Origin of the sequence: Paraburkholderia flava, from assembly GCF_004359985.1 — a bacterium.
Lineage (GTDB): Bacteria > Pseudomonadota > Gammaproteobacteria > Burkholderiales > Burkholderiaceae > Paraburkholderia > Paraburkholderia flava.
The window spans coordinates 268,697-282,889 of sequence record NZ_SMRO01000002.1; the positions used below are offsets into that span (position 1 = coordinate 268,697).

Annotated in this window: 10 protein-coding genes; 8 read left to right on the top strand and 2 right to left on the bottom strand. The window is 63.8% G+C overall.

Features of this window, described 5'->3' with window-relative positions:
• Nucleotides 1-7: 7 nt before the first annotated feature.
• On the bottom strand, nt 8-688 hold the full coding sequence (locus E1748_RS12550; RefSeq protein WP_133647565.1) for a TetR family transcriptional regulator: 681 nt from the start codon (nt 686-688) through the stop codon (nt 8-10).
• A gap of 422 nt (nt 689-1,110) precedes the next feature.
• Here E1748_RS12550 and E1748_RS12555 point away from each other — a divergent pair, with 422 nt between their 5' ends.
• From E1748_RS12555 to E1748_RS12575, 5 genes are all read left to right on the top strand, one after another.
• The gene (locus E1748_RS12555; protein ID WP_133647566.1) at nt 1,111-2,385 is read left to right on the top strand and encodes an efflux RND transporter periplasmic adaptor subunit; all 1,275 of its coding nucleotides are present in this window, start codon (nt 1,111-1,113) and stop codon (nt 2,383-2,385) included.
• 18 nt (nt 2,386-2,403) lie between these two features.
• Complete coding sequence (locus tag E1748_RS12560) at nt 2,404-5,613, top strand: efflux RND transporter permease subunit (protein ID WP_133647567.1); 3,210 nt, start codon at nt 2,404-2,406, stop codon at nt 5,611-5,613.
• 1 nt (nt 5,614) lies between these two features.
• Entirely contained in the window at nt 5,615-7,132 is a 1,518-nt protein-coding gene (locus tag E1748_RS12565) for an efflux transporter outer membrane subunit (protein ID WP_133647568.1), read from the top strand.
• Nucleotides 7,133-7,521: 389 nt separating this feature from the next.
• On the top strand, nt 7,522-7,983 hold the full coding sequence (locus E1748_RS12570) for a mobile mystery protein A (protein WP_133647569.1): 462 nt from the start codon (nt 7,522-7,524) through the stop codon (nt 7,981-7,983).
• Complete coding sequence (locus tag E1748_RS12575; RefSeq protein WP_133647570.1) at nt 7,974-8,570, top strand: mobile mystery protein B; 597 nt, start codon at nt 7,974-7,976, stop codon at nt 8,568-8,570. Before E1748_RS12570 ends, E1748_RS12575 begins: the two co-directional genes overlap by 10 nt.
• A gap of 214 nt (nt 8,571-8,784) precedes the next feature.
• Here E1748_RS12575 and E1748_RS12580 read toward each other — a convergent pair whose 3' ends face one another.
• Complete coding sequence (locus tag E1748_RS12580; protein ID WP_133647571.1) at nt 8,785-10,200, bottom strand: nucleobase:cation symporter-2 family protein; 1,416 nt, start codon at nt 10,198-10,200, stop codon at nt 8,785-8,787.
• A 385-nt stretch (nt 10,201-10,585) separates the two neighbouring features.
• Between E1748_RS12580 and E1748_RS12585 the strand changes: the two genes are divergently transcribed.
• The 3 genes from E1748_RS12585 to fghA all read left to right on the top strand — a co-directional run bounded on the left by E1748_RS12585 (nt 10,586) and on the right by fghA (nt 14,144).
• Nucleotides 10,586-12,016: a xylulokinase gene (locus E1748_RS12585; protein WP_133647572.1), complete on the top strand. Its 1,431-nt coding sequence runs from the start codon at nt 10,586-10,588 to the stop codon at nt 12,014-12,016.
• A 160-nt stretch (nt 12,017-12,176) separates the two neighbouring features.
• Nucleotides 12,177-13,283: an S-(hydroxymethyl)glutathione dehydrogenase/class III alcohol dehydrogenase gene (locus tag E1748_RS12590; RefSeq protein WP_133647573.1), complete on the top strand. Its 1,107-nt coding sequence runs from the start codon at nt 12,177-12,179 to the stop codon at nt 13,281-13,283.
• A 15-nt stretch (nt 13,284-13,298) separates the two neighbouring features.
• Nucleotides 13,299-14,144, top strand: coding sequence for an S-formylglutathione hydrolase (gene fghA, locus E1748_RS12595; RefSeq protein WP_133647574.1), 846 nt, complete (start codon nt 13,299-13,301; stop codon nt 14,142-14,144).
• Nucleotides 14,145-14,193 lie beyond the last annotated feature (49 nt).

Here is a 14,193-nt window from a genome sequence, read left to right on the forward strand (position 1 = left end):
CGCCGCGCTATTCCAATGGAGCGAGCGGAGCAGCGGCAACATCGGCGCTTACGCCACCGGTACGCAACGCAGGACTCAACCGCAACGCATCGAACACCCCATCGACGAGTTGCTGCGCGTGCCGGCCGTAGTCGGTGGCTTCGGGCAACATCAGCATGTCGCGCAGCGAACCGCCGACGAACGCATGCAGCAGCGTCGCCGCGCGCGACGTATCGAGATCGGCCGGCAACTGGCCTTTCGAGATCGCGTTGCGCAAGCCGCCCGCGATATTGGCCAGTGCGTCGCGCATGTTGTTCTGGTAGCGCGCCATCACCGGGCCCATTTCCTCGACGAACTCGCACTTCAGAAACAGGATGTCGAACACGCGCCGGCGCCGCGAATCGTTCGCCGTGTCGCGCAGACACATCGTGCAGATTTCGACCAGCCGACCGAGCGGATCGGCTTCCTGCGGATCGAGCGATGCCGCCTGCAACTCGTCGAGCGGCAGCAGCACGCGGTCGAACATCTCGGTAAACAGATCGCCCTTGTTGGCGAAGTGCCAGTAGATTGCGCCGCGCGTGACGCCGGCCGCCTGCGCGATGTCGGCAAGCGAGGTGCGCGAGACGCCCTTCTCGAAGAAGACCTGTTCCGCGGCATCGAGGATGCTGGCGCGGGTCTCCAGTGCCTCTTCCTTGGTTCGTCGGACCATGTCGTTGACCTGCGGTGACTACGGGATTTCCCTGGTGCTTTTAAGCGCGGGTCGCCACAAATCGTTCATTTTTTAAGCGAACTACGAACGATCGTGCTGTGACTGCCTGCGAGGGGGAAGCTACCGTCTTTTACATGCATTCGTGAATGTATCTATAATAGCACCCGGCGATCGGATAGCCCAAGCAGTGATGACCGGTTAATATCCGTCACTGTTGTCTTAACAAATGCTTTCATCGGCGGCTTGCAGGCCGTCTGGTGAGACATTTTCAGGTTTGGCACGCGTCGCCGCGGGAGCCCACGGTATTCGTGGCGCATCCTGGTTATCCGGTCAGGCGTCGAGAGACGCGTGCGTGCGCCGTCGTCCCCGGGCGTGGGATGCGCGCACTTATTTCACTCCCAGTCATAGACAGAGGTCGCTCCATGCGCGTCGAACGGGTTCCATTCCGCTTAATCACTGCCGCGACGGCTGCCGTACTGCTGGCGGCGTGCGGACAAAAACAATCGGCACCGCCGCAACAAACGCCGGAAGTCGGCGTTGTCACCGTACAGCCCACGTCCGTGCCGGTCACGAGCGAACTGCCGGGCCGTACCAACGCATTCCTCGTCGCGCAGGTGCGCGCACGGGTCGACGGTATCGTGCTGCGTCGCGAATTCACCGAAGGTTCGCAGGTCAAGGCCGGTCAGCGTCTGTACAAGATCGATCCGGCGCCGTACATCGCCGCGCTGAACAACGCGAAGGCGACGCTCGCGAACGCCGAAGCCAACCTCAAGACGACGACGGCGCAAGCCTCCCGTTTCAAGGTGCTGGTCGCGGGCAACGCGGTCAGCAAGCAGGACTACGACAACGCGGTCGCGTCGCGTGACCAGGCCGCCGCGAACGTGCAGGCCGGCAAGGCTGCAGTCGACACCGCGCAGATCAACCTCGGCTACACCGACGTGATTTCGCCGATCAGCGGCCAGGTCGGGATTTCGCAGGTCACGCCGGGTGCGTATGTGCAGGCGAGCGCCGCGACGCTGATGTCGACAGTGCAGCAGCTCGATCCGGTCTACGTCGACCTCACGCAGTCGAGCCTCGAAGGCCTCAAGTTCCGTCGCGATGTGCAGGAAGGCCGTCTGAAGACGAGCGGTCCCGATGCCGCGAAGGTCTCGCTGATCCTCGAGGACGGCCGCACGTATGCGGCGCCCGGCAAGCTGCAGTTCTCGGATGTGACCGTCGACCAGACGACCGGCTCGGTAACGGTGCGGGCGATTTTCCCGAACCCGAACCACGTGCTGCTGCCTGGCATGTTCGTGCGCGCGCGCATCGAGGAAGGCGTCAACGACAACGCGTTCATCGTGCCGCAGATCGGCGTGACGCATGACCAGAAGGGTCAGGCAACCGCGCTCGTCGTGAACGCGGAGAACAAGGTCGAGCTGCGTCCGCTCGTGACGTCGGCAACGCAAGGCACGAACTGGGTCGTCGAGAGCGGGCTGAATCCTGGCGACCGCGTGATCGTCCAGGGTACCGACAAGGTTCATCCGGGTGCGCAGGTGAAAGCCGTGCCCGCCCAGTTGCCTGCTGCGCCTGCTTCCGGCGCAGCCGTCGCGGGTGCGCCCGCGGCGAGCGGCGCGCAGGGTGCTCCGGCCGCGTCGGCCGCTGCCGGTGCATCGGGCGCGCAACCGGCGCAAGCCGCCTCTGCCGCATCGGGCGCGTAATAACAGGGAGCCTGTTTCATGGCAAAGTTCTTTATCGATCGCCCGATTTTTGCATGGGTGATCGCCATCATTCTGATGCTGGCGGGCGTCGCGTCGGTCTTCACGCTACCGATCGCGCAGTACCCGACCATCGCCCCGCCGTCGGTGCAGATCAGCGCAACGTACCCGGGCGCATCGGCGAAGACGGTGGAAAACACCGTCACGCAGGTGATCGAGCAGCAGATGAGCGGTCTCGATCACTTGTTGTATCTGTCGTCGACGTCTGACGATTCCGGTACGGCAACCATCACGCTGACCTTCGCGGCCGGCACCAACCCCGACATCGCGCAGGTGCAGGTGCAGAACAAGCTGCAGCTCGCGACGCCGCTTCTGCCGCAGGTCGTGCAGCAGCTCGGTACGAAGGTCACGAAGTCGAGCGCCAGCTTCCTGCTGGTGATGGCGTTCGTGTCCGAAGACGGCAGCATGTCGAAGTACGACCTGGCTAACTACGTTGCGTCGAACGTCGAGGATCCGGTCAGCCGGATCGACGGCGTGGGGACGGTGACGCTGTTCGGTACGCAGTACGCGATGCGGGTCTGGCTCGACGCGAACAAGCTGAACAACTTCAGTCTGACGCCGGTCGACGTCGTGAACGCACTGCAGGCGCAGAACGTTCAGGTCGCGGGCGGCCAGCTGGGCGGCACACCGGCGGTGAACGGTCAGGCATTGCAGGCGACCATCACCGAAGCGACGCTGCTGCAAACGCCCGAGCAGTTCGGCAACGTACTGCTGAAGGTGAACCAGGACGGTTCGCGCGTCCGTATTCGCGACGTGGCGCGTATCGAACTCGGCGGCGAAAACTACAACGTCGATACGAAGTACAACGGTCAGCCGACGGCAGGCTTCGGTATCCAGCTCGCCACCGGTGCGAACGCACTGGCGACGGCGAAAGCTGTGCGCGCGAAGATCGACGAGTTGTCGAAGTACTTCCCGCACGGTCTCGTCGTGAAGTATCCGTACGACACGACGCCGTTCGTGCGGCTGTCGATCGAGGAAGTGGTGAAGACGCTGCTGGAAGGTATCGTCCTCGTGTTCCTCGTGATGTATCTGTTCCTGCAGAACCTGCGCGCGACGCTGATTCCGACCATCGCGGTGCCGGTCGTGCTGCTGGGCACGTTCGCGATCATGTCGGCGGTCGGTTTCTCGATCAACGTGCTGTCGATGTTCGGTCTCGTGCTCGCCATCGGCTTGCTGGTCGACGATGCGATCGTGGTGGTCGAGAACGTCGAGCGGGTGATGGCCGAGGAAGGGTTATCGCCGAAAGAGGCGACCCGCAAGGCGATGGACCAGATCACCGGCGCGCTGATCGGCGTGGCGCTCGTGCTGTCGGCGGTGTTCGTGCCGGTTGCGTTCTCGGGCGGTTCGGTGGGCGCGATCTATCGGCAGTTCTCGCTGACGATCGTTGCCGCGATGGTGCTGTCCGTGCTGGTCGCGTTGATTCTGACGCCGGCGCTGTGCGCGACGATTCTCAAGCCGATTCCCGCCGGCCATCACGAAGAGAAGAAGGGCTTCTTCGGCTGGTTCAACAGGACGTTCAACGCGAGCCGCGACAAGTATCACAGCGGTGTGCACCACGTGATCAAGCGTTCGGGCCGCTGGCTCATCATCTATCTGGTGGTGATCGTCGCGGTCGGGATGCTGTTCGTGCGGCTGCCGAAGTCGTTCCTGCCGGATGAAGATCAGGGCACGATGTTCGTGCTCGTGCAGACGCCGGCCGGTTCGACGCAGGAAACCACCGCGCGCACGCTTGCGAACATCTCGGACTATCTGCTGAAGGACGAGAAGAGCATCGTCGAGTCGGTGTTCACGGTGAACGGTTTCAGCTTCGCGGGTCGCGGGCAGAACTCGGGTCTCGTGTTCGTGCGGATGAAGGACTACGCGGAACGTCAGCACGCGGACCAGAAGGTCCAGGCGCTGGTCGGTCGGATGTTCGGACACTTCGCGTCGTACAAGGATGCACTGGTGTTCCCGGTCAATCCGCCGTCGATTCCGGAACTCGGGACCGCGTCGGGCTTCGACTTCGAGTTGCAGGATCGTGCGGGCCTCGGCCACGAAGCACTGATGGCCGCGCGTAACCAGTTGCTCGGGATGGCCGCGAAAGATCCGTCGCTCGCACAGGTGCGTCCTAACGGGCTGAACGACACGCCGCAGTTCAAGGTCGACATCGACCGCGAAAAGGCGCTGGCGCTCGGCGTGTCGGCATCGGCGATCGACCAGACGTTCTCGATCGGCTGGGCGTCGCAGTACGTAAACAACTTCCTCGACACCGATAACCGGATCAAGAAGGTTTACGTGCAGGCCGACGCACCGTTCCGGATGACGCCGAACGATCTGGACATCTGGTACGTGCGCAACGGCGCGGGCGGGATGGTGCCGTTCAGCGCGTTCGCCACCGGCCACTGGACCTACGGCTCGCCGAAGCTCGAACGCTACAACGGTATTTCCGCAGTGGAAATCCAGGGTGCGGCGGGTCCGGGCAAGAGTACCGGCCAGGCGATGACGGCGATGGAATCGATCGCGGCGAAGCTGCCGGTGGGTATCGGCTATCAATGGACGGGTCTGTCGTTCCAGGAACGCCAGTCCGGTTCGCAGGCGCCGATCCTGTACGGCATCTCGATCCTCGTCGTGTTCCTGTGTCTCGCGGCGCTGTACGAAAGCTGGTCGATTCCGTTCGCGGTGATCATGGTGGTGCCGCTCGGCGTGCTGGGCGCGCTGCTCGCCGTGACGCTGCGCGGGCTGGAGAACGACGTGTTCTTCCAGGTCGGCTTGTTGACCACGGTGGGGCTGTCGGCGAAGAACGCGATTCTGATCGTCGAGTTCGCGCGTGAACTGCAGGAAGGTCAGGGGATGGGTCCGGTCGAAGCCGCGCTCGAATCCGCGCGACTGCGGCTGCGTCCGATCCTGATGACGTCGCTCGCGTTCATTCTCGGCGTGCTGCCGCTCGCGATCAGTAACGGCGCAGGTTCGGCAAGCCAGCACGCGATCGGTACCGGCGTGATCGGCGGGATGTTGACGGCGACCTTCCTCGCTATCTTCATGATCCCGATGTTCTTCGTCGTGATCCGCGCGAAGTTCGCCGGCGACAAGGAAGATCCGGATGCCGCGCTCGAGCACTATAACGAGCACCACCCGCATGATCCGTCGGATGGCGGTCAGGGCGGCAAGGGCTCGGCCAGCCAAGGACATTGAGATGCAAAAACATTCGTTGATTGCAATGGCGGTGGCACTGTTCGCCGCAGGCTGCACGCTGGCGCCGCACTATCAGCGTCCGGCCGAGCCGGTGTCGGGCACGTTCCCGACAGGCGGCGTCTACGACACGCAGCCGGGCACCGCGCCCGGCGCGCGTGGCGCGAACGGCCAGGCGGCGACCGAGATCGGCTGGCGCGACTTCTTTGCCGATCCGCGTCTGCAGCAGCTGATCGGGATCGCGCTGAAGAACAACCGCGACCTGCGCGTGTCGGTGCTGAACATCCAGGCGTCGCGTGCGCAGTATCAGATCACCCGGGCCGAGCTGTTCCCGGCGATCAATGCGGTCGGTTCGGAGAACAAGCAGCGCACGCCGACCAATCTGCTGGCTGGCAGCCAGAACATTACGAACACGTACTCGGTCGGCATGAGCGGATCGTGGGAGCTCGACTTCTTCGGCCGGATCCAGAGCCTGAAGGATCAGGCGCTCGCGCAATATCTGGCGACCGCGCAGGCACGCAAGGCGGCTGAGATCGCGCTGGTGGCGTCGGTGGCCGACAGTTATCTGCAGGTGCTCGGCGCCGACGATCTGCTGAAAGTCACCGAAGACACACTGAAGACCGCGCAGGAGTCGTACCGGATCACGAAGCTGCAGTTCGATACCGGCACGGGCACTGAGCTGTCTCTGCGGCAGGCGCAATCGGTGGTCGAGACGGCGCTTGCGAACCAGCAGGCGCAGGCGCGTCTGCGTGCGCAGTCCGTCAACGCGCTGGTGCTGCTGCTCGGCGAGCCGATGCCGGACAATCTGCCGACGGGCATGGCGCTCGGCGACCAGAACCTGCTCACCGACATCCCTGCTGGCCTGCCGTCCGATCTGCTGACGCGTCGTCCGGACATCGCCGAAGCGGAGCAGAACCTGCTCGCTGCAAACGCGAACATCGGTGCGGCACGCGCGGCGTTCTTCCCGAAGATCTCGCTGACCGGCAACTTCGGCACGCTGAGCCCGACGCTCGGCGGTCTGTTCAAGCCGGGTTCGGCAGCGTGGGCGTTCGCGCCGCAGATCTCGATTCCGATCTTCCAGGGCGGTGCGAACCGGGCGAACCTCGACCTCGCGAACGTGCAGAAGAACATCCAGATCGCGCAGTACGAAAAGGCGATCCAGACGGCGTTCCGCGAAGTGGCCGACGGTCTTGCTGCCCGCGGTACGTACGATCAGCAGATCCAGGCGCTCGAGCGCAACGCGTTCGCCGAACAGCGCGCGCTCGATCTGTCCGACCTGCGCTACAAGAACGGCGTGGACAGTTATCTGTCGGTGCTCACCGCGCAGAACGCGCTGTACTCGGCGCAGCAGTCGCTTGTCACTGCACGCGTGGACCGGCTGACGAACCTCGTCGATCTGTACAAGGCGCTGGGCGGCGGGTGGATCGAACGGGCCGGCGAGCAGCCGCGTCCGGCCGATGCACCGGTCGACTATGGTGCGGCGAGTGCGCCGGTTGCGGCGTCGGGGGCGTCGGCGGGGTGATGCCCGCTTACGCTGCACGCCGCGTGTGGCGGTGTGGGTAAAGCAAACCTCCTCGGAATGCCGCTAGCCGTTCTGTAAAAGCGTTGCCAACACCTGGCGACCGGCCTCAAGGCCTCGACGACTGTCGAGGCCTTTTTCATTGGTCGGCGGTATGACTCCGTGTGCAAAGCCCGATGTCGCCGTGGTTCCTTCATCGGGCCGGGTGGCCGGCGCTCGAAGCAGACTGCCCGGGAATCGCTGGCTCGCCGCGTAGCCAGTCAAATGCATCTGCTGCCTTAAAGTGAAGCAATTTCATGGAATTTGCTGCCCTATAGTGAAGCAGAAATTTGATATTTGCTTCACTATAGGCTAGCATTTATTCAATTCTTGATAGCCTATAGGGCAGCAAAATGGATTCCAGAATGAGGCAGCTTCGGCTCGAGCAGGTCCAGGCATCGGCCGCGGCGTACTCGGATTTGACGAACCGTCGGACTCCGCCGCATGGATGGCTGAAGGTCATCCGGGAGTCGTTAGGGCTCACCCAGCGACAGCAGGCCGGCCGCTTGGGCGTTGCCGGTTCGACCCTGCACAAGTCGGAACTGGCTGAAGCGGAGGAACGCATCACGCTCGGACAACTGCGCAAGCTGGCTGACGGGCTGGACTGCGAGCTGGTCTACGCGCTGGTGCCCAGAAAGCCGCTGACGCAAGTGGTCGAAGACCAGGCGCGCTCAATCGCTTTGCAGGAAGTGGGCGGCGTGGCTCACACGATGAGTCTGGAAGACCAGCGTCCGGCAACCGACCGGCTTCGCAAACAGGTCGAGCAGAGAACGGCGGAGCTACTCCAGGGCCGCTGGTCGGACCTATGGCGATAGCGCTGGACGAACAGGACGGCCAGACACCGCTTGACCCCGACGAGCTTGCAGGACTGATACCGACGCACCTGACCACCAAGGGCGACCTGAATGACTGGGAGCAGGAGAACATCCTGCAAGCTGTGCGATGGTCTCGCCGTCAGCGCAAGGTCGATGTCCTTGGCGAAGAGTTCTGTCGTGATCTTCACCGGAGGATGTTCGATCACACCTGGTCGTGGGCAGGTACGTTTCGCAAGTCCGACAAGAACATCGGATGTGACTGGACGCAGGTCAGCGTCAAGCTGAGAAATCTTTTCGATAACACGCGATGGTGGGTCGACAACGGCACATTCCCGTCCGACGAGATTGCCGCACGATTTCACCGCGAGCTGGTGTGGATCCATCCGTTTCCAAACGGCAATGGCCGGCACTCACGCATGATGGCCGATGCGCTGTTGCGCAGCCTGAAACAGGAACCGTTTTCGTGGGGTGGAGGCGGGACCCTGGTTAAAGCAGACAATGCCCGGTCCAATTACTTGACCGCGTTGCGTGCGGCGGATAAAGGCGACTACAGCTTGCTCCTGATCTTCGTGCGAAGTACTGCGTAGCCGGGCGCACGGGCAACGAGGACGTCACGCTGTCTGCCACAGTGCCAAAGAGCTTCGCATTGGCGAGCGTGCCTTGGACAAAGAAACGCCCCAGTCATTGACTGAGGCGCGAGCGTCGCCGGTGTACATCAACCGGGCAATGCTTTAACAGAACAGCTAGCGGCATGCCGCAGTGTTTTCATCCTCGCACCTTGCGGCACGAAGCAACGCGATATCAATGCATGTCCGCAGCACGCAGCATTTCGTCACCTGCCGGTGTTTCAGCGCTTCCACCCCGCCCATCGAAATCATGCCCCGCGGCCCGTATCGCGCGCCTCGCCGCCCGCTCGTCTTTCACCCCGTTGAACACCAGATTCAACAGCACCGCCGACACCGACGCCAGCAGAATCCCACTATGCAGCAGCGGCGACAGCGCGGACGGCAGCTTCTCGAAGAAGTGCGGCGACACGACCGGCACGAGTCCGAGGCCGATACTCACTGCGACGATGAACAGGTTGTGGTGATTCGTCGTGAAGTCGACCTTCGCCAGCACCTTGATGCCGTTCGCCGCGACCATCCCGAACATCACGATGCCGGCGCCGCCGAGCACGAACGCGGGCACTGACGCGACCACCTGCGCCATCTTCGGAAACAGCCCGAGCAGCACGAGCAGCACGCCGCCCATCGCGCAGACGAAGCGGCTCTTCACGCCGGTCACGCCGATCAGCCCGACGTTCTGCGAGAACGACGTATGCGGGAACGAGTTGAAGATGCCGCCGATCAGCGTGCCGAGCCCGTCGACGCGCAGGCCGCGCACGAGTGTCTTCTGGTCGACCGGACGGTCCACCATGTCGCCGACCGCGAGGAACATGCCGGTCGATTCGATGAACGTGACGAACATCACGGTGACCATCGTCGCGATCGACAGCGGATCGAAGTGCGGCAGGCCGAAGTGGAACGGCATCACGAAACCGACCCACGGTGCGCTCGTCACGCCGTCCATGTTCACGCGGCCGAGCAGCGCCGCGATCACGAAACCGGCGACCATGCCGAGCAGCACCGAGATGTTCGCGACGAAGCCGCGGCCGAACTTGTTGATCAGCAGGATCAGCGTAAGCACGACGAGCGACAGTCCGAGATAGACCGGGTTGCCATAGTCCGGATTGCCGACGCCGCCGGCCGCCCAGTTGATGCCGACTTCCATCAGCGACAGCCCGATCACCGAGATCACCACACCGACCACGACCGGCGGAAAAAATCGCAACAGCTTGCCGATCGCCGGTGCGAGCAGGATGCCGACGACACCCGCCGCGATCGTCGAGCCGAAGATATCGAGAATGCCGAGACTCGGATTCGTGCCGATCGCGACCATCGGTCCGACGGCAGCGAACGTGCAGCCCATGATGACCGGCAGACGGATGCCGAAGATCCACAGGCCGAGCGTCTGGATCAGCGTCGCGATGCCGCACGAGAACAGGTCCGCGCTGATCAGAAACGCGATCTGTTCTTTCGGCAGCTTCAGCGCGCTGCCGATGATCAACGGGACCGCGACCGCGCCCGCATACATCACGAGCACGTGCTGGATGCCGAGCGTCAGCAACTGGCCCGCAGGCAGTCGCTCGTCGCACGGATGAACCTGGGTTGCTTGCATCTTGTCTGTCTCCGCCTTTGTTTTCGGGATGCACTCCACGGTATGCGCGATAAAAAAGGCGAACAAGACCAGTCAGCGCTATTCCGGACCTCCCGGCGATGATATGCGTCTGCGCGCTTCGCGGGCACATCGTGGAACCTGTACGGCTCGTGAACGCTGCAAGCCCCGCGATGCGGCGGTTCGCGTGTACGCAGCCGATGCCGCCGCACACAGGCATATGTGTGAAAATCTATGAGGTGTATTCCGCGATGGGCATAGTGGCGTTTCGACGCCGTTGTGCGGGCGACGGGGTTAACCCTCGAACGGCGGTTGCACCTGAGTGCAATGCCTGTTGCAATGCCGCTTCCGTCAGCTTGCTGTTCTTCCTCTTTTTCTCGACTACCTCATGCGCTTTCTCGGCATCGATCTCGGCACCGGTTCACTGAAGCTCGCTATCGTCGACGAAGCGGGTCGCGAGACCGCGTCGGCGAGCGTCGCGTATGCGCTCGACACACCTCATCCCGGCTGGGCCGAGACGGATGTCTCGACGTGGTGGCGCGCGCTGTGCGAAGCGTCCGCGCGTCTGCCCGCCGACGAACGCACCGCTGTCGACGCGATCGGTCTGTCGGGACAGATGCACGGCGTCGTGCTGACCGATGCCGAGGGTCACGCAGTACGTCCCGCGATGCTGTGGCCCGACACGCGCGCACTCTCGCTGCTCGATGCGTGGCCCGAGCCGCAACCGAATCCCGTTGCGCCCGGCATGGCCGGTCCGTTGCTGCGCTGGATCGCGCAGCACGAGCCGCACGCATTGAAGGCCACGCGCTGGGCGCTGCAACCGAAGGACTGGGTGCGCGTCGCGCTCGGCGGCGCGGCAGTGACCGATCCGTCCGATGCATGCGCGACCGCGCTCGCCGATCCGGCTGGTGTGTGGGATCGCGCGCTGCTCGACCGGCTCGGTTTGCCACACGATTGCTTCGCGCCGTTGCAGCCTGCGTATGCAGCAGGCGGCATGTTGTCCGCCGACGCGGCGCACGCACTCGGTCTGCGCCCGGGCATCGTGCTCGCGACCGGCGCAGCCGATACGCCGTGCGCGATGCTCGGCAGCGGTCTCGCACACGACGGCGATGCGTTGCTCACGACGGGCACCGGCGGCCAGATCGTCGTGCTGTCGAAAACCGAACCGACGGCCGCACGCGGACTGCATCGTTATCGCGCAGCCACTGACGACTGGTATCGCATGGCCGCGATGCAGAACGTCGGCGTCGCGCTCGAAGCGGTGCGCGGCTGGCTGTCGTATGAATGGACGGATGCCTACCGCGATGCATTCGCTGTCGAACCGGACGAAGGCCTCGCGTTCCTGCCGTATCTGACCGGCGAGCGTTCGCCGTGGCTCAATCCGTCGGCGCGCGGCGGCTGGCTCGGGCTCGCGCTCGGCCACACGCGCGGCACGCTGATGCGCGCGGCGTTCGAAGGCGTCGCGTTCGCGTTGCGCGCAGGGCTCGATGCGATCCGCGCGAGCGGCGCATCGGTGTCGACGTTGCGGCTCGCGGGCGGCGGTTCGGTCGACTCGCGCTGGCGTCAACTGCTCGCCGATGCACTCGACGTCGAACTGCACGCGCTCGATTGCCCGAATGCAGCGGCGCGTGGTGCGGCGATGCTCGGTGGGATCGCGTGCGGTCACTGGCATGCGAACGATCTCGCCGCACTCGCGCCGGCGACGACGCCGGTCGCTTCACCGCGTGACGATGCCGCGCTCGCGCGACGTCACGCGCGTTTCATCGAGTTGTACGGACGCGTCGAAGCATGGTTCGACACGCCGAAAAAACGCACATGACGATGTCGCGCGCGATCAATGCAGCGACGCGCGCTGCAACGCAGTGCGCACATTTTTTTGCGATCATGACGCCGGTCCGCGCGCGGATGGGAACGGTCACCCAAGCGGTCGTCCACCGCGCAACCCAGTTTTCGAATCAACAGATCCAGGAGCATTCACGATGAAGACCAAAGCAGCTATCGCATGGAAAGCCGGCGCCCCGCTGACGATCGAGGAAGTCGATCTCGAAGGGCCGCGCGCGGGCGAAGTGCTGATCGAGGTGAAGGCGACGGGCATCTGCCATACCGACTACTACACGCTGTCGGGCGCGGACCCGGAAGGCATCTTCCCGGCGATTCTCGGCCATGAAGGCGCGGGCATCGTCGTCGACGTCGGTCCCGGCGTCGGCACGCTGAAGAAGGGCGATCACGTGATTCCGCTCTATACGCCCGAGTGCCGTCAGTGCAAGTTCTGCCTGTCGCGCAAGACGAACCTCTGCCAGGCGATCCGCACGACCCAGGGCCGCGGCCTGATGCCCGATGCGAGTTCGCGTTTCTCGATCGACGGCAAGCCGCTGTTTCACTACATGGGCACGTCGACGTTCTCGAACTACATTGTGGTGCCGGAAATCGCGGTCGCGAAGATCCGCGAAGACGCGCCGTTCGACAAGGTCTGCTACATCGGCTGCGGCGTGACGACCGGCGTCGGCGCAGTGGTGTACTCGGCGAAGGTCGAGGCGGGGGCGAACGTCGTCGTATTCGGGCTCGGCGGCATCGGGTTGAATGTGATTCAGGGCGCGAAGATGGTCGGCGCCGACAAGATTATTGGTGTGGACCTCAACCCCGGCCGCGTCGAACTCGCGAAGAAGTTCGGCATGACGCACTTCATCAACCCGAACGAAGTCGAGAACGTCGTCGACCATATCGTGCAACTGACCGACGGCGGCGCCGACTACTCGTTCGAATGCATCGGCAACACGAAGGTGATGCGTCAGGCGCTCGAATGCACGCACAAAGGCTGGGGGCAGTCGTTCATCATCGGCGTTGCTGCAGCCGGCGAGGAAATCAGCACGCGGCCGTTCCAGCTCGTCACCGGCCGGCAGTGGAAGGGTTCGGCGTTCGGCGGCGCGCGCGGTCGCACCGACGTGCCGAAGATCGTCGACTGGTACATGGAAGGCAAGATCAATATCGATGATCTGATCACGCATCGTCTGCCGCTCGACCGCATCAACGAGGGCTTCGATCTGATGAAGAAGGGCGAGTCGATCCGCTCAGTCGTGCTGTACTAAATCAAGGGGCGCACGATGCTTGAACTCGTTTCATCGCATGCCGCGTTCGGCGGCGAGCAGCGTTTCTATCGTCACGATTCGTCGACGATCGGTCTGCCGATGAGGTTCTCGGTCTACCTGCCGCCGCAGGTCGCGCTCGGCAGCGTGCCCGCCCTGTTCTATCTCGCGGGGCTGACCTGCACCGAGGAGACGTTTCCGATCAAGGGTGGCGCGCAACGCTTCGCCGCGCAGCATGGCATCGCGCTGATCGCACCCGACACGAGTCCGCGCGGCGCGGGCATCGCGGGCGAGAGCGACGCGTGGGACTTCGGCGTCGGCGCGGGCTTCTATGTCGACGCGACGCGCGAGCCGTGGTCCGCGCACTACCGGATGTACTCGTACGTGCGCGACGAACTGCGCGAGACGGTGCTGGCGAACTTGCCTATCGACGGAGAACGGCTCGGGATCTTCGGGCATTCGATGGGCGGACACGGCGCGCTGATGCTCGCGCTGCGTAATCCGGACATCTATCGCTCAGTGTCGGCGTTCGCACCGATCGCGGCACCGACGCGCTGTCCGTGGGGCGAGAAGGCGTTCTCGGGTTATCTCGGCGACGATCGCGAAGCGTGGAAGCAGTACGACGCGAGCGAACTCGTCGCGCAGGCGTCACATCGTTTCGCCGAGGGGATTCTGGTCGATCAGGGGCTTGCCGATCAGTTTCTCGCGACCCAACTGAATCCCGATGTGTTCGAGGCGGCGTGTCGCGCGGCGGGGCAGCCGCTGGAGCTACGCCGTCATGCGGGCTACGACCACGGGTATTACTTCATCCAGAGCTTCATCGAGGATCACGTCGCGCATCATGCGAAGGTGCTGCTCGGCTGACGTGCTCGCGCAGAGCTGAAACGAAAACAGGGCGCCGGATTTTTCCGGC

Excerpts from the sequence above, each read along its gene's own strand:
- E1748_RS12555 (WP_133647566.1), top strand. The coding sequence starts at position 1,111 with ATGCGCGTCGAACGGGTTCCATTCCGCTTAATCACTGCCGCGACGGCT.
- E1748_RS12580 (WP_133647571.1), bottom strand. The coding sequence starts at position 10,200 with ATGCAAGCAACCCAGGTTCATCCGTGCGACGAGCGACTGCCTGCGGGC.
- E1748_RS12560 (WP_133647567.1), top strand. The coding sequence starts at position 2,404 with ATGGCAAAGTTCTTTATCGATCGCCCGATTTTTGCATGGGTGATCGCC.
- E1748_RS12590 (WP_133647573.1), top strand. The coding sequence starts at position 12,177 with ATGAAGACCAAAGCAGCTATCGCATGGAAAGCCGGCGCCCCGCTGACG.
- E1748_RS12575 (WP_133647570.1), top strand. The coding sequence starts at position 7,974 with ATGGCGATAGCGCTGGACGAACAGGACGGCCAGACACCGCTTGACCCC.
- E1748_RS12565 (WP_133647568.1), top strand. The coding sequence starts at position 5,615 with ATGCAAAAACATTCGTTGATTGCAATGGCGGTGGCACTGTTCGCCGCA.
- E1748_RS12585 (WP_133647572.1), top strand. The coding sequence starts at position 10,586 with ATGCGCTTTCTCGGCATCGATCTCGGCACCGGTTCACTGAAGCTCGCT.
- E1748_RS12570 (WP_133647569.1), top strand. The coding sequence starts at position 7,522 with ATGGATTCCAGAATGAGGCAGCTTCGGCTCGAGCAGGTCCAGGCATCG.
- E1748_RS12550 (WP_133647565.1), bottom strand. The coding sequence starts at position 688 with ATGGTCCGACGAACCAAGGAAGAGGCACTGGAGACCCGCGCCAGCATC.
- fghA (WP_133647574.1), top strand. The coding sequence starts at position 13,299 with ATGCTTGAACTCGTTTCATCGCATGCCGCGTTCGGCGGCGAGCAGCGT.